The sequence below is a fragment of the Micromonospora chersina genome (assembly GCF_900091475.1).
In the GTDB taxonomy this organism is placed as follows: domain Bacteria; phylum Actinomycetota; class Actinomycetes; order Mycobacteriales; family Micromonosporaceae; genus Micromonospora; species Micromonospora chersina.
In genome coordinates, this window is record NZ_FMIB01000002.1 from 6550657 (window position 1) to 6567609 (window position 16953).

Sequence of the window (16953 nt, forward strand, 5' to 3'; positions counted from 1 at the left end):
AGGTAGCGCCCGCGCTACCCCTTCGGGGCGTGCGGGCCACTGCGCGGACCGCCCGTCCCGGGTGGCATGGACCCATGCCCACCGACACCATTGCGATCACCCTCGACGGGGTGTCCCGCACCTACCACTCGCGCGCCGGCCAGGTCCCGGCACTGCGCGGCGTCACCCACCGCTTCCGGCGGGGCACCTTCACCGCCGTCATGGGGCCGTCCGGGTCGGGCAAGTCGACCCTGCTCCAGCTTGCCGCCGGCCTCGACCGACCGTCGCGGGGTCGCGTCACCATCGGCGACACCGATCTGGGACGGCTCGACGAGACCGCGCTGACAAGCTTCCGCCGTACGGCCATGGCCTTCGTGTTCCAGTCGTACAACCTGCTCGACGCGCTGACGGCGTACGACAACGTGGCCCTACCGGCCCGGCTCGCGGGACAGCCGATCGATCGAGCCGCCGTTCTCGACGCACTGAGGCGGGTGGGGTTGCACGACCTGGCCCACCGGCGGCCGCCGGAGCTGTCGGGCGGCCAGCAGCAGCGGGTGGCGATCGCCCGGGCCCTCTACAGCCGCCCGGCTGTCCTGTTCGCCGACGAGCCCACCGGCGCGCTGGACCGTGGCACGGGCCGGGTCGTCCTGCACCTGTTGCGCGAGGTGGCCGACGACGGGCAGACGGTAGTGATGGTCACCCACGACCCGCTCGCCGCGTCGTACGCCGACGAGGTGCTGTTCCTGGCCGACGGGCGACTGGTCGCCCGCCTCCACGGCGCCGACGCAGCGCAGGTCGCCCAGCGGATGAACGACCTCGAACGGGTGACGGAGCCCGACGGTGGGCAGCGATGAGCGTCGCCTTCCTCGCCCGCCGGACCGTACGGACGTCCTGGGCCGCCTATCTGGGCGCCTTCGTCGCCATGGCGGTCGGCGTCGTGCTGATCGGCGTCACCGTGATCCTCATCGGCGCGGTCGACGCCACTTTGGCCCGCGGGGTGACCGCCGACCAGCGCCGCCAACTGGACGATCTGACCTCGATGTTCGGGATCATGTCAGCCGTCGCGCTGTTCCTGGCGCTCTTCGTCGTCGGCAGCACCTTCGGTTTCGCGGTGGCCACCCGCCGCCGTACCCTCGGCCTGCTCCGCCTCGTCGGCGCCACGCCCCGGCAGGTGCGCCGCCTGATCCTCGGCGAGTCGGCCGTCGTGGCCCTCGCCGCGACCGTCGTCGGCTCCGGGCTCGCCACACTGCTCACCCCGGTGGCCCTCCGGCTCCCGCACACCCTCGGGATCTCCGACCTCCGCCTCGCCCCTCCCTCCCCCTGGACCGCATGGCTCGTGGCCGGCGGCTGCGGTGTCTCCGTGGCTCTCCTCGGAGCGTGGCGTTCGTCGCGGCGGGCCGCCACGATCCCGCCCGCCGCCGCGCTGCGCGAGGCAACCGTCGACCGCGGACGCCTCACGGTCGGGCAGGCGCTGATCGCCGCGCTCAGCCTGGCCGCCGCCGTCGCCGCGGCGATACTCGCCCCCCGCATCGCCCCGCTGTTCACGCTCATCTTCGCCGTCCTGCTCCCCGAGGTCGTCGTGGTCGGCCTCATGGCGGTCGGGCCGCTGGTGATCCCGCGCCTGACCGGGCTGCTCGCGCGACCGTTCGTCGACCATGACGTCACCGCGCGCCTGGCCCGGGACGAGCTGCGCGCCGATGTCCGGACGACCACGGCCGTCGCCGCGCCGGTCGTCGCCATCTCCGCCATCGCCGGATCGATGCTGCTCGCGCTCAGCTTCAGCGTCGACTGGACGAGCGCCCAGGACCGGGCCCACCTCGCAGCGCCCGTCGTCGTGTCGACCACCGACCCGGGCGCCGCCACCGCGCTCGCCGACCATCCGGCCGTGGCCGTGGCCGACGTCCGCCGGACAGTCCAGCTCCCGATGGGCGACGATGATCAGGACGTCGATCTCGTCAACGCGGACGCGGCGACAGCGGCGCGCGGCCTGAGCGCCGTGCAGGGCAGCCTGGCGGACTTCCGGGGACCGGTGGCCGCGGTGACGCGGAGCCGGGCGATCGACGCCGAGACCGGACTCGGCGCCACCCTCCACGCCCGCATCGACGGCCGTCCCGTCGACCTGCGCGTGGTGGCGGTCGTCGCGGACGCCCCCGACCTCTACGGCGAGGTGCTGATCCCCGCCGACCTCGCGCCCGACCTCGACTCCGGGGCCGTCACGGCCTTCGTCATGCCGCGCCCCGGCCTGTCCCCGGACGACCTCGCCCGCTCGCTGAAGCAGACCCTTACCGGCCCTGGCAACGAGGTCCTCGCCGCCGACGACTGGATCGACCGGACCGCGGCCGCCACCCGGCGGGCCAACAACCTCGGCCTGACCATCCTGCTCGGACCGGCCGGCCTCTACTCGGCCCTGGCCATCGTCAACGCCACCCTGATCGGCGCCGCGCAACGGCGCCGACCCCACCAACTCGTACGACTCCTCGGCGCGACCCCCCGGCAGGTACGCCGCTCGGCGCTGTGGCAGGCAGCCCTGGTCACCGGCGCCGGCCTGCTCCTCGGGGCCGCCACCACCGCGTTCCTCGGCTGGCTGGTCCGCCGCGCCACCACTGCCGACCTCGCGGGCACCGGCGTCGCCGTCCCCGTCACGGTCCCCTGGCTGCCGCTGATCGGCATCGCGGTCGTCTGCGTGGCGCTGGCCGCGACCGCCGCGGTGACCGGCATACGGGTCAGCCGTCGATAGCGGCCAGCCCCAGGGTCAGCTCGTACCCCGGTCCGCGAATCCTTTTCGCCGCGGGCCCACTCTTACGGGGGTGTCGAACGCATCGAGCCGGACGGGAGGGCGGGGCATGAGCGGTGCCGAGTGGGCCAGCGCGCAACTGGTCGCCGCCGCCCGGGACGGCCACGTCGAGTCGCTGACCGCGCTGGTCGCCAACACCCGTCCGCACGTCCTGCGCTTCGCGCACACCCGCGTGCTCGTCCTTCGTGATGTGCAGGGATACCCGGGCCGCGCGGTCGCGGACAGCCTCGGACTGAGCCTCGCCGCGATGAAGTCCCAACTGCACCGGGCGCGCACGAACGTCAAGGCCGCGCTGCGGCACTGAGCGCCTTCTCCATTCCTCTCCTTCCGCCTCTTCCGGGAGTTCACCATGCTCGACATCAACACCCCCGTGCCCGACCTGGACCTGGTCGACGCAACCGGCGCCTCCGTCCGGTTGCACGACTACCTGGACCGGACGCACGTGCTCCTGTACTTCATGCGGGCCACCACCTGCCCGGTCTGCGTTCGGCACGTGCGTGATCTGGCGCGGCACGTCGACGAGTACGCCGCCCTCGGGGCGCGGATCGTGGTCGTCGTACCGGAGGGGCTGGCGACCGCCCGCGCGTGGGCGGCCCGGCAGGCGCTGCCGTTCCCGGTCGTGACCGGGGCGTACGGCAGCGCCCACGAGGCGGTCGGCCTCCTGCGTACGGTGTTCGGGGCCGTGCAGCGGTCCGGCACGATCCTCGTCGACCAGGCCGGACTCGTCAGGTACATCAAGGCGGCGACGTTGCCGACGGCCGGCTACGACCGCGCGGCCGTGCTGCGCGCCCTGACCGCACTGCGGTGACCACACCCGCGCCAGGACGGCCGGTAGTCGTAGCGGGGAAGGAGCCGCCCGCTGACCAGCGCCGTCCCGAGCACGATCGACACAGCGGGCAGCACCGTGTGAAGGGGATAGCCGGGGCTGGTGCCGGTCAGCCCGATGAACGCGGCGCAGACGGCCGCCGGTGCGTGCGGCGCCTCCAGCAGCAGCATGGCGACCACCGAGGACACCGCTGCCGCGGTCGCGGTCCACACCGAAGGGCCCGCGGCGGCCGTGATCGCCACCGCGATCGGGGTGCAGGACCCGTAGCTGATCAGCACTGCGGCGGGTCGGGCCAGCGGCGCGCGGGGCGCCATGGCCAGGACCGCCGCCGTCGCGACGAAGGGCAACGCGAAGACGTCCAGACCGGTCAGCTGTTCGGTGACGGCGAGCAGGGCCGCCGCGCCGAGCAGCATGCTGCCCGCGCTCAGCGCGACGACCCTGGCCTCCCGACGGCTGGTTCGTGACCGCAGGGTGACGGCAGACACGGCTCTACCGCGTCCGCCGCAGGAAGGCACGAATCAGTCCGGCGATCTCGTCGCCGTGGGTCTCCAGCGCGAAGTGACCGGTGTCCAGCAGATGGACCTCAGCGTCGGGCAGATCCCGGGCGTACGCCTCGGCGCCGGCGGCGCCGAAGATCTCGTCGTGCCGGCCCCAGGTGACGAGCGTGGGCGGCCGGTGCTGACGGAAGTACCGCTGGAAGTCCGGGTAGGCGTCCAGGTTGAACTGGTAGTCCCAGAAGAGTTGCAGCTGGATCTCCTTGTTGCCGGGCCGGTCCAGGCCGGTCTGGTCGAGCAGCCACGTCTCCGGGGCGATCCGGTCCAGGCGGTCCGCCGGCACGCCGTGGGTGTACTGCCAGCGGGTCGCGTCCACCTCCAGCAGTCGCCGGACCGCGGGCTCGTGGGCCTGGCGGTCCTTGGCGTGGTCGAACAGGACGTTCCAGAACGGCGTGAAGCCCTCCGTGTAGGCGTTGCCGCTCTGGGTGATCAGCCCGGTGACCCGCTGCGGGTGGCGGCTGGCGATCCGCAGGCCGATCGGTGCCCCGTAGTCGTGCAGGTACAGCGCGAACCGGTCGATGCCGAGGGTGTCGAGCAGGCCGAGCGTGATGTCGGTGAGCCGTTCGAAGCTGTAGTCGAACCGGTCCACCGGCGGGGCCGACGACTGCCCGAAGCCGACGTGGTCGGGGGCGACGAGGTGGAACTCGTCGGCCAGCGCGGGGATGAGGTTGCGGAACATGTGCGAGCTGGTGGGGAAGCCGTGCAGCAGGACCAACGTCGGCCGGCTCGGATCCCCCGCCTCGCGGTAGAAGACCTGCTGGCCGGCGACGGTGACCAGGTGATGGCGGGTGGCGAAGGGCGACATGCCGACTCCTCGACGACGGTGGAGAACGGTCGTTCTCCGGCTGGTTGCTACCGTAGGAGAACGACAGTTCTCCGCGCAAGGGGCTTTGACATGGACCACACGACGGCCGAGACCCAACTGCTCGACGCGGCCGACACGCTCTTCTACGAGCGCGGTATCCAGGCCGTCGGCATGGACGCCATCCGGGCGGCCTCCGGCGTCTCGCTCAAGCGCACCTACCAGCTCTTCCCCTCCAAGGAGCACCTGGTCGAGGCGGTGCTCCGGCGGCGGGACCTGGCCATCCGCGCGGAGCTGGAGGCGTACACGTCGGCGCGGACGACCCCGACGGAGCGGATCCTGGCGGTCTTCGACTACCTCTACGAGTGGTTCCGCCAGCCCGACTACCGAGGGTGCGCCTTCATCAACTCCTTCGTCGAACTCGGCGCCGGGTCGGAGAACGTCGCCGAGATCGTCCGTACCCACAAGCGGGCCTTCGCCGACCACATCGCCGCCCTGGTCGCGGCCGCGGACCTGCCACCGGCGCGCGTCGGGCAACTGCTCATCCTGGCGAACGGGGCGATGGTCACCGCGGCGATCGCCGGCAGCCCCGAGCCGGCCCGCGAAGCCCGCGAGGCCGCGCAGCGCCTGCTCGACGAGGGCGTGCCGGACTGACCGTCCCGCCGAACGCCGTCGATCAGCTCCACGGTTGCGAGCCGCCGCTGCACGGCTACGGCAGCGTCGGTCAGCGGGCCTTCCTGGTCGCCCGCTTGCGGGGTGGCGTCAACAGCTCGGCGATCGCCGCGATCGCGGACGGCACCAGGCGGTAGTACGCCCAGACGCCCCGCTTCTCCCGCTCCAGCAGGCCGGCCTCGGTGAGGATCCGGAGATGATGGCTGACGGTCGGCTGGGAGAGGCCGAGCGGCGTGGTGAGGTCGGTGACGGACGCCTCGCCCTCGGGAGCGGACTGGATCAGACTGAGCAGTCGCAGCCGGGCCGGGTCGGCGACGGCCTTCAGCACTCCCGCGAGCCGTTCGGCGTCGGCACGCTTGATCGGCTCACCGGCAAGCGGCGAGACAGCAGGTGCGGCGGTTTTCGGGGTTCCCACGTCATGCATCGTCCCACCAACACCATCGATACGCTGGCAGAACCGATGACCGGGCCACCGACACCTGTGCGCCGGCCGGGACCGGCGGGTGCCCGTCCCGGCCGGCTGTCGACTCAGCTCACCTGCTCAGGAGTGGTTGCCAGCCGTCGCGGTAGCGCAGGCCGCGAGGTTGCAGTCGGATCTGGTCGTGCACTGTTCCGGAGACCGGCTCGGTGCGTATCACCTGGGGCCGGTCCACCACGACGCACACCTCCTCGCCCGGCCACCACCAGCCGCAGGAGCGGGCCAGGTCGGCCCAGCCGTCGAGGTGTTCGGCCTCGTCCGGCCCGTACCCGGCAAGGCCGAGCCGACGCAGCGTGTCGTAGTAGGCGATCCATGACGCGTCCTGCTGCCCGTACCAGCACACGGGTACCGGGCCGTCGTCCGCGAGCGCCGCACGCACGGGTAGGCGGTACCCGTGCGCGAGGCTGCGGTGCAGTGCCGCGCGTACCCCTTGGTGCAGCACGACAGCGAGCGGAACGCCGCTGTCGAGCGCCTGCAGCGGCGCCAGTTCGGGCCATGGTTCCTTGGTCTTGCTCGCGCGCACGGGTGACAGTTCGGGATCGGTGTGCGCGACGCCCGCGCTCAGCGCGCCGCGCAGTTGAGAGGTGATCATGGCAATGTCGCTTGCCACCGGTGCCGTGCCGCGCGGCCGGGGGTCCCGGATCCGCTCGTAGAGTTGATCAAGCGTGGGCCAGCCGCTGGTCAGGGCGCGTGCCTTGTCCGGCGAGTCGACCCATTCGAACCGCGGTCGCGGCCGTGACGCCCTCGCGTAGATGCTGGTCAGGCAGCGCTCGGCGGTCGGCCTGTCGGCCGGCTGCGTGGACAGGGCGTGGTCGAGCCATTCCTGGCGGATCCGGATGGCCTGCTGCCACAGGTCGTGAGGGCTGCCGCTGCGAACGGCCTGAGAAGGTTTCGCGGCGTCGGTGCGCCGCGCGGGGGCGCTCACCGCGCCTGGGCGTCGCCGCCCTTCCGGTAAGAGATCATGGAACGACTATGGCCCGTGGCGCGGCACCGGCGCAAGGCGGTTCTCCGCCTGTCCTCTGCCCCCGGGATGTTGCCGGCCGCTCAGAGCGAAAGGGCGGTGCTCGTGGCCCGCTCCGGGCGAGGCCGGGTGGCGATCGCGTAGCCGGTGGTGGTGACGCCCAGTGCCGCTCCCCAGCAGAGGAACACCAGCAGGGTGGCGGTCACCGCCCACCCCTCACGCACGTCCGACCATTGCGTGTCGCCGGTGAGGACCTGCCGCACGAGCACGGCCGTGCTCAACACGCCGTAGGTGACAAGCGTGAGCGCCGCCACCCCGGCGGGGACCACCGCCAGGAGCCGGGGAACCTGTCGCCCCCGCAGTCCCGGCACCCAGCGTGGGAACTGCTGCCCCCAGCGCTGGGTCAACCCGAGAACGAGCAGGCCGGCGAGTGGCGGAACGAGGGTGATCGCCACGCCGGTCCAGGTCGAGAGGTTCCGGTGGATGTCATCCAGCTGCCGCTGCGGAATTCCGAACGGAACGCCGAGCACCCACAGCCCGTGCGGCACGGCCCAACCGACCACCGGCAGAGCGGCCGCCACGTACGCCCAGCGGCGGGTCCACCGCGGCACCGGCCGGTACCCGGCCTCCCGTGCTTCGCGCCGGGGCGCGCAGGAGTTGGCGAGCCCGATGAACAGCAGACCTCCGGTCGCCAGCACGACCCGCGCGCCGAGGTCGCGCCAGTCCGAGGGGCGTCCCGCCAACGCCGCGGGGATCTCGAAGAGCAGATGCAGCGGGAACGCGAGGACCAGGAGCAGCACCGCTGCCGCCCAACTGCCGGCGGCCGAGTAGCGGCCGGGGAACCGGACCGCGCACACGACCAGCACCGCGAGGGCGGCGCCCACCCCCACCGCTCCCCACCCCGCCCAGAACGGCAGTGTCTCGACCCGGGCCGCGCCGCACCCGCCCGCCGGGTCGACCAGTCCGGTGCGGTCGCAGGCGGTGTACCCCCACCGGCCACCCGCGATCCAGTACGCCCGCAGCGTCACCTCGGCGACGACGAACACGCCGCAGGCCATCGCCCACGAGGTCTTCCGGTCGACAACTCGACCGACCACCCTGGGACTGGCAGGACAAGGCTTGATGGTCATGGGGCAATGCTCTGTGGCGACTCGCGGCGCTGTCCTCCCTGTAGCAGGGGACGCGCTCCCTCTCCCGGGGGAGTGCGGACCTCGACGCACCAGCCCGGCCGGGAGGTCAGGACGAGAAACGGTCGGCCAGGTCGTGTCAGTTGGTCGCGGTGAACCAGCCCCGAACCTGGGGGCGGCTGGTCAGCAAGAGCAGCGCAAGCGCCACGAGCACCTTGGCGACGTTGACCGCCCGGAGCCACCAGGGGAGCGGCTGGACCAGCGTCAGGCCGGAGCCGAGCAGCACGGCCACCGAGATGAAGACCACCTGCCGGTACGCCTTGCGCTGGCCCGTCCGCAGCCCGTGGATCACCCACAGGTAGCCGAGCGCGACCAGCGCCACGGGCAGCGCGCGGGACCACACCGAGGAGCGCATCGTCTCCCGGGCGGCGGCCAGGTCGGCGCCGGCGGGCAGGTCGAGCTGGGCGAGCCGGTAGTCCAGCAGCTGCTCCTGGAAGACCAGGATCACGCCGGCGAACAGGGCGCTCAGGGCCAGGTTGGCGAGCATGAGCACGATCATGCGGCGCACGTGCGGCGGCGTGGCCGAAGCGGCGTCGGGATCGGTGGCGGGGGCGTGCGGTGTCGTCATCGGCAGGGATCAGATCACACGACGCCGTCCCGCGCCGCCCCGGTCTCCCGCACACTCAGCCACCGACCTTCCCGGCGAGGACCCACCCCCACGCCGCGTCGATGATCGGCCACACTCCTACCGTGCGAAACGACCTCGACCAGATCAGAGCCGCCTTCGTCGGCACGCCGCTTGCCGGCCTGCCGATCGGGCACGGCCCGGCGGGCACCGTCCTGGTCGCCGACGTCGACCCTGACCGCCTGCACCCGGCCTGGCAGGCCGCCGACGCGCTGGTGCCGGTCCTCGGACGCCGGCCCGTCCTGGTCACCGACGACTTCGACGGCACGCTGCGGTTCCGGCCCGAGCCGGAGCCGGGCCCGTCGGAGTCGGAGCTGCGCGCGTTCGCCGAGGCGGCCGAGGCTTCCGATCCCTGGTCGATCTACCACCACTACAGCGAGGACGAGGAGGTCTACGAGGGCGAGGTCGGGTACTACGCGCGTGGCGTGGCCGGCGTCGCCCTGACGGCACTGGTGTCGGACGTGGCGTTGCCGACCGAGCGTCAGGCGCTGGAGAGGACGCTGTACGACCGGCTGCTCGCCGACGCCGACCTGCACGCCCGGGTGTTCGCCAGCGTGCGGTTCCTGACGCGGACCGACTACTGGTACACGCCGAACAGCGTCCTGCTCATGCTGCTGCCCACAAGCGACATCCGCAGCTCGGGGTACTGGGTGGACTTCTACGGCGCCCTGACCTCCGAGTACCAGCGGAGGCTCGCCGAGGTGTTGGCGCAGTGGCGTCACCGGTGGGACGCCCGCCTGGTCGCGTCATGGGGCACCATGCTGCAGTTCCAGGTGGGTCGTCCACCCGCGCCGGGTGACGAGGCGTGGGCCGCCGCCGGGCAGCTCAAGGCGCTCGCCCCGAACCTCGACCTCAACCGGTGGGAGGTCGCCGTCGCCCTGTCCGCCGGTGACGCGTGGTTCGTGCACAACCGGCCCTGACGAATCCGACCAGCTCGCGCACGGCGGCTCAGGCGACGAGCAGGCGGAGACCGAGCTCCGCCGTGTCGAGGGCGACGATGTCGCGGTTGCGCTCGGCCCAGCGACCGGAGGAAAGATCTTCGCGCAGCGTGCTGACCGCCCGTTTCTCCGCCTGCGGTCCGACTCTGGTCCACACCGAAACCGCACGGCGTACGCGTTCGTCCAGGTACGCCTCGGGCCGGCGCCAGTACGCCTCGAAGAAGCCGTCGGCGCAGTCCCACGGGACCAGCACCGGCTCCGCGCGTCCTCCGATCGCGCGGGTCAGGTCGGCCAGGGACGGCCAGCCGACGAGGAGGTCCGCGAACTCCGGCAGGTAGTCGCGGGTGAGCCAGAACCGCTGACGCCAGCCGGTGTCGTCGGCGTCGTACGTGAACACGACCACCCGGCGGGCCACCCGCCGCATCTCCCGCAGTCCGGCGACCGGGTCCGGCCAGTGATGGACGGTGCTGACCGCCATGGCCGCGTCGAAGGACTGATCCTCGAACGGCAGACTCTCCGCGGCGGCGGCCACGCACGGCGCCGCGCCCGCGGGACGCTGCGCCCGCATGACCGCCGACGGCTCCACCGCCGTGACGTCCCGGTCGGGTGGTTCGTAGGAGCCGGTGCCGGCCCCGACGTTCAGCACCGTCCGTGCGTCCCCCAACGCCTCCCAGATGCGCGCGGCGATCCGTGGCTCCGTGCGCCGCGTCGCCGGGTACGCGGACCCGATGGTGTCGTACAACTGCGCGCCGAACACCTTCAGCTGCTCCTCGGGCGTCGTCCTGATTCCCATCGCTCGTGCCTCCAGTTCCCTGTCGATGGCCGTCACCATGGCGGCGGCACGGTCGCGCTGGTCCATGAGCAGCCCACGCAGCCGGCACAGGTGCGCGACCGCGTCGGTGGCCGGATCGTCGACCAGATCCGCGATCTCCCGCAGGCCGAAGCCGAGCCGCCGGTAGGCGAGCACCTCCCGGAGCCGCTCCACATCGCTCGCGGAGTAGGCCCGGTGCCCCGCCGCGGTCCGTGTGGACGGCTCCAGGAGGCCGATCTCGTCATAGTGGTGCAGTGTGCGGACGCTGACGCCGGCCAACTCCGCCACACGTCCCACGGTCAGGTGCTCCTCCACGCCACCGATCATGTGCCCTGACGCCGCGTGAGGAGCAAGTGCTCCGTCCGGGCGTTCACCCTCCTCGCCGGTACCGGGCCGGCCCTGACCTTCGGTCGGGCCCGGTCGTGAGCGAGCGCGCGCGGACCGCCGCGTGATGCGGTCCGGGGCGTGGCCACCGTGCCTGTCGCCGCGGCTCAGGCCCACGGCGGCGGCCCGTGGCGCGATCCGCCCGCGGCCGACGCCCGGCCATTCGGTTGCCGAGCCGTTCGGGACGACGGGGCACGCCGTCGTCGAGGACGACCGGAAGCGGGACGGGCCAGGGGCTTTCGCGGGGGGACGGGTCGAGCAGGTGCCGGCAGGGGTTCCGCTCCAGGGCGGCGAGGCCGGGACGGCAGTGGACGCAGCGGAGCGCGAGCAGGGGAAGGCGGGTGCCGCGAAGGACCCAGGGCGGCATGACATGAGGACGCGTTGACATGATCTCTCCGAAGACCTGACGGAAGGCATGGGAAAAGAGCCGACGGCGACGTCGGCGACCGATGCACGGGGAAGGTGTCAGGTCTGGAGAGCGGGCGGCGTCACGCGGAGTGAAGTCCTCTGTGAGTGGGTCGGACACGACGAACGGGTGACACGATAGGGCCGGCCGGACTGGCCCGGCCACCCACTTTCGTCCTGCTGCCGAGCACTGGCGCGGCCCTGCGATCATCGGCGCCATGCGCAAGATTGCCGCGACGGTGGCCGCTGTCCTGCTGGCGTCGGGCTGCACCGCCGGCACGAGCACCTCGCCGGCACCGTCGGGACCCGCCGGCGGGTCGCCCGAAACCGTCGTCACCAACGCGCCGGCGCCGGCCTGGCGCCTGGCCGCGTTGCCGGAGCTCGGCGGGCCGACAAGCGTGCTGTGGGACGTCGTGGCGGTGGACGCCACGCACGCGTGGGCCGTCGGCAGCGAGGCCTACTCGCCCGACCAGCCGAACGACACCGGCACCCCGTTGATCCTCCAGTGGGACGGGACGCGCTGGGCACGCGTGGCGCTGCCGGCGATCACGTGGCACGGTCGGTTCGACCTCGTCGCGGCCGACTCGCCCTCGAACGTCTGGGCGGTCGGCAGCACGGCCGCCGCCCGCCCGGAGGACCAGGAGACGCACGTCCTGCACTACGACGGAACCGCCTGGCGCGAGGTGTCCCTCCCGCGGCGCGACAGCGGAAGCTACGCGCTGATCACGGGGCTCACCGTCGCGGGCGGACACACCTGGGTGGTGGGCAACCGGCTCCACGAGGTGATCATCGAGGAGTGGGACGGCCGGTCCTGGCGGTCGCACCGGTCGCCCGCCGAGTGCCGCACCGGCGGCACATCGATAGGTGGCATGCCGAACTTCTGCACCGTCACCGCGATCAAGGCATTCCGGGCGGATGACGTCTGGGCTGCTGGCAACGGCGCGTGGACGGGGTTCAAGGGTCCGCTGCTCTTCCACTGGAACGGCTCAGGCTGGCGTACGGTTCAGGTGGGCGTCAACGGACGGGAGTCCTCGTTCCAGGCGCTCGCGGGTCGTTCGTCCGGCGAGCTGTGGGCGGTCGGGGACGGTGGGTTGGCCGTACGTGGCGGCGGTGGATCCTTCGAGATCCTGGGTGGTGCGCCGGAAGGCGCGCTGCCCGACGTGGCGACCGACCCGGCCGGGGTGCCGTGGCTCATCGACAACTCCCCGGCGCCGAGCGCGGCGCTCGCCACGTACGGCGCGGGCGGGTGGGTCGACATGCCCGCGCCGCAGCCGGCGGGCGCGGTCGGCATGAGCCTGCACGGGATCGCCGGGACGCCGGGCAGCCCGCTGATGTTCGCGGTGGGAGCGGCCGATCTCCCCACCAACCCGCGCTACCTGCGGGCGGTGATTCTCGAGTACGTGCCGGCCCAGCCGACCGAACCGCGTGCCTGACCCGAACCCCACCAACCGGCGGTGAGCGTCCGCCTCCGCGCCTGAGCCCAGGCGCCTGTCGGGCCGCCGGCGCGGACGGCCGCGCCGGACCGGCGGTTAGGCTGTCCGGATGCGGGAGGCGCTGTCCGGGAGTGACGTCGATGGCTGACGCGGACGATGTGCGTCACCTGGCGCTGGCGCTGCCTCACGTGGTCGAGATCGACAGCCAGGGCTTCGACTTCCGGGTCGCCGACAAGGGCTTCGTCTGGTCCTACCCCGAGCGCAGACCCGGCACGCCACGCCGCATCCGGACCGATGTCGCGGTGCTGTACGTGGGCGACGAGGCGGAGAAGCAGGCCCTGCTCCTCGGCGAGCCCGAACTCTTCTTCACCACGCCCGCGTATGACGGGTTGCCCCTGGTCATGCTGCGGCTGGAGCGGGTGAGCGTCGATCGGCTGAGGGAGCTTGTCACCGACGCGTGGCGCATGCGCGCCCCGGACTCGCTCGTCGGTGACCTCGATGACGGCGTCGAGCCGTCGAACCCGGATCTGAGCGGAGCGCAGCCCACCTGCTGACCGCTGCCCTGCGAGCGGGTGGTCACGTGTGGGGGCGGCTGGTGATGCCGTCCAGGACGGTGACCAGGTTGTGATGGAAGGTCTCCTCGGCGTCGAGGTGGGCGCCGTCGACGACGAGCCGGGCGACGGTGGGGTAGCGGCCTGTTTCGAGCATGCGTGTCAGGTACGGCCCGAGGGCGGCCTGCCAGGCGGACACGTCGGTGCCCGTCGAACGGGCGGTGCGTCGCTCGGTGATCTCCCTGCGGAGCGCTCCGACGACGAACGCGTTGAGTGCGCCCAGGGCCCGTTGGAGATCGTCGACACTGCGCACGCCGGGGGCCTGGCTGAGCGCCGCCGCCGTCGATTCGCCGACGGCGAGCGCGTGCGGTCCCAGGTGCGGCCTCGCGCCGAGCAGGTCGGCGAACCATTCATGGTCGAGGGCGGCTTCGCGTGTCCGGTGGACGATGGCCAGGACGGTGGCGCGCCAGCCGGAGTGCTGGCCGGCCTCGGCGATCCGGGCGTAGACGGCGTCGACCATCAGATCGAGCAGCTCGGATCTGTTGACCACGTAGTCGTAGAGCCGCATCGGGCCGACGCCCAGCTCTTTGGCGATCTTGCGTACCGACAGCCCGTCGAGGCCGTGCGCGTCGGCGAGCCGGATCGCCACGGCGGCGATCTTCGCGCGGCTCAGCGGCACGGGCGCCGCCCGCGGCTGAGGCTCGGGCCGTTCCCAGATGGGCAGCGGCGCGCTACCGTACGGCGTATCCACGAGATACAGTGTACGGTAATGGAGGCCCTGATGCGAATCGCGATTGCCGGTGGTGGCCTGGGCGGCCTGACGCTGGCCCGGGTCCTGCACCGGCACGGCATCGACGCGGTGGTCTACGAACGCGAGGCGGGCCGGTCCGCGCGAGCACAGGGCGGATCGCTCGACCTGCACCCTGAGTCCGGACAACGGGCCCTGACCGACGCGGGCCTCACCGGCCGGTTCCGGTCCGAGGCGCGGCCGGAGGGCGAGGAACACCGGATCCTCGACCCGGCCGGACGCACCCTCGTGCACCACAGGCCACCACCCGGCTCGTTCTCCGGGCGCCCCGAGATCGACCGCCGCGCACTGCGTGATCTCCTGCTCGATTCGCTCCCCGGTGACGCGGTGGCCTGGGGGCACCGGCTCGTCGCGGCGACGCCACGACCCGGCGGAGGCTTCGGGTTGACGTTCGACGACGGTCACCGCGCCGACTGTGACGTCCTCGTCGGCGCGGACGGCGCGCGCTCGGTCGTCCGGCCGCTGCTGACCGACGCGGCACTGTCCCCGGTGGCCACCCTGGTGGAGCTGAGCATCGGCGACGCCGACCGGCGCCATCCGGACCTCGCCGAGCTGGTCGGCCCCGGAAACCTCTGGTGCATCGGCGTGCGCCGGATCCTGGCGGCGCAACGCCTCGGCGAGGGCACGATCCGGGTCGGGATCTCCCTGCCTGCGGACGATCGGCACCTGGACGCCTACCGCAGCAGGCGCGCTCTGCTGGACATGTTCGACGGCTGGGACCGCAGGCTCACGGCACTCATCGAGGCCGGCGACGGCCCGCCGATCCCTCGCAGGATCGAGGCGATGCCCACCGGTACGCGCTGGGTCCACCGGCCGGGCGTCACGCTCATCGGTGACGCCGCGCACCTCATGCCGCCGGTTGGCGAGGGCGCCAACCAGGCCATGCTCGACGCCGCCGAACTCGCCGCCGAACTGGCCGGCAGTCCCGCCGACCCCGACGCCGCGATCCAGGCGTACGAGAAGGCGATGTTCGCCAGAGTCCACCCGATCGCCGAGATGTCCGCACGGGTTCAGGCGATGATGCTGTCGCCCACCGCGGCCGACGACATCGTCCGCTTCTTCACGCCACGCGCCGAGCCGGCAGCCGCGGACTGACACCGCGCGGCGGCCGGCCTCACACCCTTGTGGACGCTCCCTGGGTGGAGGCGTGCGACCTGCTCGCCGACGCCGGCGGACTCCTCGACCTGGCACCGACACGTGGCGGGGACTTGACACCTGATACCCCCGGGGGGTAAACCTTTAGCCATCACACATACCCCCTAGGGGTACTGAAGGAGTGGTCGCAATGTCATCCGGTTCGAAGCGTTGGTGGGCTCTGGGACTCATCGCCCTGGCCCAGTTCATGGTCATCATGGACACCTCGATCATCGGCGTCGCACTACCACGCATACAGGCTGATCTCGGCTTCTCACCGGAGAACCTGTCCTGGGTGTTCAACGCCTACGTCGTCGCGTTCGGCGGCCTGCTGCTGCTCGGCGGCCGGCTGTCCGACCTGCTCGGCGCCCGGCGCGTCTTCGCCGCCGGCTGGTCCGTCCTGCTCATCGGCTCGGCCGTCGCCGGCCTGGCCGACAGCGTCGCTGTCGAGCTGGCCGCCCGCGCCGTCCAGGGCGCCGGCGCGGCGCTGATCGCCCCGTCGGCGCTCACCCTGCTGATGATGCTCTTCGGCGGCGAACCCCGGGAGCTCACCCGCGCGCTCGCGCTCTACGGCGCCGCGGCACCGGCCGGTGGCACCGCCGGCGTCTTCCTCGGCGGTGTCATCACCGAGTACATCAGCTGGCCCTGGGTCTTCTACGTCAACATCCCGATCGCCGCGCTCGCGCTGCTGGCGACGCCTGCCCTGATGCCTGCCGGCGGCACCCGCCGCGGCTCGCTGGACGCCATCGGCGCCGTCGCGGTGACCGTCGGGCTCGGCGCCGCCGTCTACGGAGTCGTCCGCGCCCCCGAGGTCGGCTGGGCCTCCGGACAGACCTGGCTGGTCCTCGCCGGAGCCGCCGCCGCCCTGGCCGCGTTCGTCGCCATCCAGGCGTCCCGCCGTGAGCCGCTGATGCGCCTGTCCATCTTCCGCGCCCCGAACCTCGCCGCCGCCAACATCGCCCAACTGCTGCTCGGCGCGGCCTGGATCCCGATGTGGTTCTTCCTCAACCTCTACCTGCAGCAGGTCCTCGGCTACAGCGCCTTCCCCAGCGGCGCCGCGCTGCTGCCGATGACGATCCTCATCATGATCGGCATGATCGCCCTCGCCCCGCGGGCCATCGCCCGGTTCGGCCCGAAGCCCATGGTGGTCACCGGCCTCGTGGTGCTCGCGGTGGGGCTCGGCTGGCTCGCCCTGGTGCGCCCCGAGGGCACCTTCACCGTCGACGTCCTGCCCGCCTCCCTGGTCGCCGCGCTGGGCATGTCCCTGGCGTTCATCCCGTCGCTCGGCACAGCCATCTCCAGCGCCCGACCCGAGGAGGGCGGACTCGCCTCCGGCATCGTCAACACCAGCTACCAGGTCGGCTCCGCGCTCGGCCTGGCCGCGATGACCGCGGTGGCCTCGTCCGCCGGCGCCGACCGGCTCGGCGACCTGCCCGCCCTGACCGACGGCTACTCCGCCGCCTTCGCCGGCGCCGGAATCCTCGCCGCCGCCGGCGCGGTCATCGCCGGGATCACCCTTCGCGGCGCCAGGCGCCAGCCGGTCGCGGAGGCGGAAGCGGAGGCGGTGAAGGTCGGCTGATCGGAGGGCAAGGAGTCGACCCGGCGACAGGT

The 16953-nt window shown here is 72.6% G+C and carries 18 protein-coding genes; 10 read left to right on the forward strand and 8 right to left on the reverse strand.

Annotated elements, in window-relative coordinates:
* Window positions 1-74 precede the first annotated feature (74 nt).
* The 4 genes from GA0070603_RS30460 to GA0070603_RS30475 all read left to right on the forward strand — a co-directional run bounded on the left by GA0070603_RS30460 (window position 75) and on the right by GA0070603_RS30475 (window position 3581).
* Window positions 75-833 carry an ABC transporter ATP-binding protein gene (locus GA0070603_RS30460; protein ID WP_091321128.1) on the forward strand — a complete coding sequence of 253 codons (759 nt, stop codon included), beginning with the start codon at window positions 75-77 and terminating at the stop codon, window positions 831-833.
* Window positions 830-2716 carry an FtsX-like permease family protein gene (locus tag GA0070603_RS30465; protein ID WP_091321131.1) on the forward strand — a complete coding sequence of 629 codons (1887 nt, stop codon included), beginning with the start codon at window positions 830-832 and terminating at the stop codon, window positions 2714-2716. The genes GA0070603_RS30460 and GA0070603_RS30465 overlap by 4 nt, the downstream gene beginning before the upstream one ends.
* Window positions 2717-2822: 106 nt before the next feature.
* Window positions 2823-3077, forward strand: a complete 255-nt coding sequence (locus tag GA0070603_RS30470; RefSeq protein WP_091321133.1) for an RNA polymerase sigma factor — start codon at window positions 2823-2825, stop codon at window positions 3075-3077.
* A gap of 45 nt (window positions 3078-3122) precedes the next feature.
* Window positions 3123-3581: a peroxiredoxin family protein gene (locus tag GA0070603_RS30475; protein ID WP_091321135.1), complete on the forward strand. Its 459-nt coding sequence runs from the start codon at window positions 3123-3125 to the stop codon at window positions 3579-3581.
* Here GA0070603_RS30475 and GA0070603_RS30480 read toward each other — a convergent pair.
* Both GA0070603_RS30480 and GA0070603_RS30485 read right to left on the reverse strand, forming a co-directional pair.
* Window positions 3536-4084, reverse strand: a complete 549-nt coding sequence (locus GA0070603_RS30480; RefSeq protein ID WP_208862972.1) for an HPP family protein — start codon at window positions 4082-4084, stop codon at window positions 3536-3538. The two genes, GA0070603_RS30475 and GA0070603_RS30480, sit on opposite strands and share 46 nt — an antisense overlap.
* A 4-nt stretch (window positions 4085-4088) precedes the next feature.
* Entirely contained in the window at window positions 4089-4958 is an 870-nt protein-coding gene (locus tag GA0070603_RS30485) for an alpha/beta fold hydrolase (protein WP_091321138.1), read from the reverse strand.
* Window positions 4959-5048: 90 nt separating this feature from the next.
* On the opposite strand from GA0070603_RS30485, the gene GA0070603_RS30490 reads away from it, so the two are divergent.
* The gene (locus GA0070603_RS30490; protein WP_091321140.1) at window positions 5049-5609 is read left to right on the forward strand and encodes a TetR/AcrR family transcriptional regulator; all 561 of its coding nucleotides are present in this window, start codon (window positions 5049-5051) and stop codon (window positions 5607-5609) included.
* Between the two features lie 70 nt (window positions 5610-5679).
* Here GA0070603_RS30490 and GA0070603_RS30495 read toward each other — a convergent pair whose 3' ends face one another.
* From GA0070603_RS30495 to GA0070603_RS30510, 4 genes are all read right to left on the reverse strand, one after another.
* Complete coding sequence (locus GA0070603_RS30495) at window positions 5680-6051, reverse strand: ArsR/SmtB family transcription factor (RefSeq protein ID WP_091321142.1); 372 nt, start codon at window positions 6049-6051, stop codon at window positions 5680-5682.
* Between the two features lie 109 nt (window positions 6052-6160).
* Window positions 6161-7030, reverse strand: a complete 870-nt coding sequence (locus GA0070603_RS30500; protein WP_091321144.1) for a DUF6745 domain-containing protein — start codon at window positions 7028-7030, stop codon at window positions 6161-6163.
* A 119-nt stretch (window positions 7031-7149) separates the two neighbouring features.
* Window positions 7150-8196, reverse strand: a complete 1047-nt coding sequence (locus tag GA0070603_RS30505; protein ID WP_139131958.1) for a hypothetical protein — start codon at window positions 8194-8196, stop codon at window positions 7150-7152.
* Window positions 8197-8332: 136 nt separating this feature from the next.
* Window positions 8333-8821, reverse strand: a complete 489-nt coding sequence (locus GA0070603_RS30510) for a hypothetical protein (protein ID WP_091321148.1) — start codon at window positions 8819-8821, stop codon at window positions 8333-8335.
* 122 nt (window positions 8822-8943) lie between these two features.
* Between GA0070603_RS30510 and GA0070603_RS30515 the strand changes: the two genes are divergently transcribed.
* Window positions 8944-9798, forward strand: a complete 855-nt coding sequence (locus tag GA0070603_RS30515) for a DUF4253 domain-containing protein (protein WP_091321150.1) — start codon at window positions 8944-8946, stop codon at window positions 9796-9798.
* Window positions 9799-9826: 28 nt separating this feature from the next.
* Here GA0070603_RS30515 and GA0070603_RS30520 read toward each other — a convergent pair whose 3' ends face one another.
* Entirely contained in the window at window positions 9827-10942 is a 1116-nt protein-coding gene (locus GA0070603_RS30520; RefSeq protein ID WP_091322457.1) for a MerR family transcriptional regulator, read from the reverse strand.
* 692 nt (window positions 10943-11634) lie between these two features.
* Between GA0070603_RS30520 and GA0070603_RS30530 the strand changes: the two genes are divergently transcribed.
* Both GA0070603_RS30530 and GA0070603_RS30535 read left to right on the forward strand, forming a co-directional pair.
* Window positions 11635-12849, forward strand: a complete 1215-nt coding sequence (locus GA0070603_RS30530) for a hypothetical protein (protein ID WP_091321154.1) — start codon at window positions 11635-11637, stop codon at window positions 12847-12849.
* Window positions 12850-12989: 140 nt separating this feature from the next.
* Window positions 12990-13403, forward strand: coding sequence for an MmcQ/YjbR family DNA-binding protein (locus GA0070603_RS30535; protein WP_208862973.1), 414 nt, complete (start codon window positions 12990-12992; stop codon window positions 13401-13403).
* Window positions 13404-13425: 22 nt separating this feature from the next.
* Here GA0070603_RS30535 and GA0070603_RS30540 read toward each other — a convergent pair whose 3' ends face one another.
* Entirely contained in the window at window positions 13426-14049 is a 624-nt protein-coding gene (locus tag GA0070603_RS30540; protein ID WP_244282659.1) for a TetR/AcrR family transcriptional regulator C-terminal domain-containing protein, read from the reverse strand.
* Here GA0070603_RS30540 and GA0070603_RS30545 point away from each other — a divergent pair.
* Both GA0070603_RS30545 and GA0070603_RS30550 read left to right on the forward strand, forming a co-directional pair.
* Window positions 14023-15303 carry an FAD-dependent oxidoreductase gene (locus GA0070603_RS30545; protein WP_244282660.1) on the forward strand — a complete coding sequence of 427 codons (1281 nt, stop codon included), beginning with the start codon at window positions 14023-14025 and terminating at the stop codon, window positions 15301-15303. The two genes, GA0070603_RS30540 and GA0070603_RS30545, sit on opposite strands and share 27 nt — an antisense overlap.
* A gap of 190 nt (window positions 15304-15493) precedes the next feature.
* Window positions 15494-16921, forward strand: a complete 1428-nt coding sequence (locus tag GA0070603_RS30550) for a DHA2 family efflux MFS transporter permease subunit (RefSeq protein WP_091321158.1) — start codon at window positions 15494-15496, stop codon at window positions 16919-16921.
* The last annotated feature ends 32 nt before the right edge of the window (window positions 16922-16953 follow it).

What these genes read in the sequence shown, in the direction of transcription:
- GA0070603_RS30510 (WP_091321148.1), bottom strand. Translation starts at nt 8,821, where the DNA reads ATGACGACACCGCACGCCCCCGCCACCGATCCCGACGCCGCTTCGGCC.
- GA0070603_RS30550 (WP_091321158.1), top strand. Translation starts at nt 15,494, where the DNA reads ATGTCATCCGGTTCGAAGCGTTGGTGGGCTCTGGGACTCATCGCCCTG.
- GA0070603_RS30535 (WP_208862973.1), top strand. Translation starts at nt 12,990, where the DNA reads ATGGCTGACGCGGACGATGTGCGTCACCTGGCGCTGGCGCTGCCTCAC.
- GA0070603_RS30530 (WP_091321154.1), top strand. Translation starts at nt 11,635, where the DNA reads ATGCGCAAGATTGCCGCGACGGTGGCCGCTGTCCTGCTGGCGTCGGGC.
- GA0070603_RS30470 (WP_091321133.1), top strand. Translation starts at nt 2,823, where the DNA reads ATGAGCGGTGCCGAGTGGGCCAGCGCGCAACTGGTCGCCGCCGCCCGG.
- GA0070603_RS30505 (WP_139131958.1), bottom strand. Translation starts at nt 8,196, where the DNA reads ATGACCATCAAGCCTTGTCCTGCCAGTCCCAGGGTGGTCGGTCGAGTT.
- GA0070603_RS30485 (WP_091321138.1), bottom strand. Translation starts at nt 4,958, where the DNA reads ATGTCGCCCTTCGCCACCCGCCATCACCTGGTCACCGTCGCCGGCCAG.
- GA0070603_RS30460 (WP_091321128.1), top strand. Translation starts at nt 75, where the DNA reads ATGCCCACCGACACCATTGCGATCACCCTCGACGGGGTGTCCCGCACC.
- GA0070603_RS30490 (WP_091321140.1), top strand. Translation starts at nt 5,049, where the DNA reads ATGGACCACACGACGGCCGAGACCCAACTGCTCGACGCGGCCGACACG.
- GA0070603_RS30495 (WP_091321142.1), bottom strand. Translation starts at nt 6,051, where the DNA reads ATGCATGACGTGGGAACCCCGAAAACCGCCGCACCTGCTGTCTCGCCG.
- GA0070603_RS30465 (WP_091321131.1), top strand. Translation starts at nt 830, where the DNA reads ATGAGCGTCGCCTTCCTCGCCCGCCGGACCGTACGGACGTCCTGGGCC.
- GA0070603_RS30475 (WP_091321135.1), top strand. Translation starts at nt 3,123, where the DNA reads ATGCTCGACATCAACACCCCCGTGCCCGACCTGGACCTGGTCGACGCA.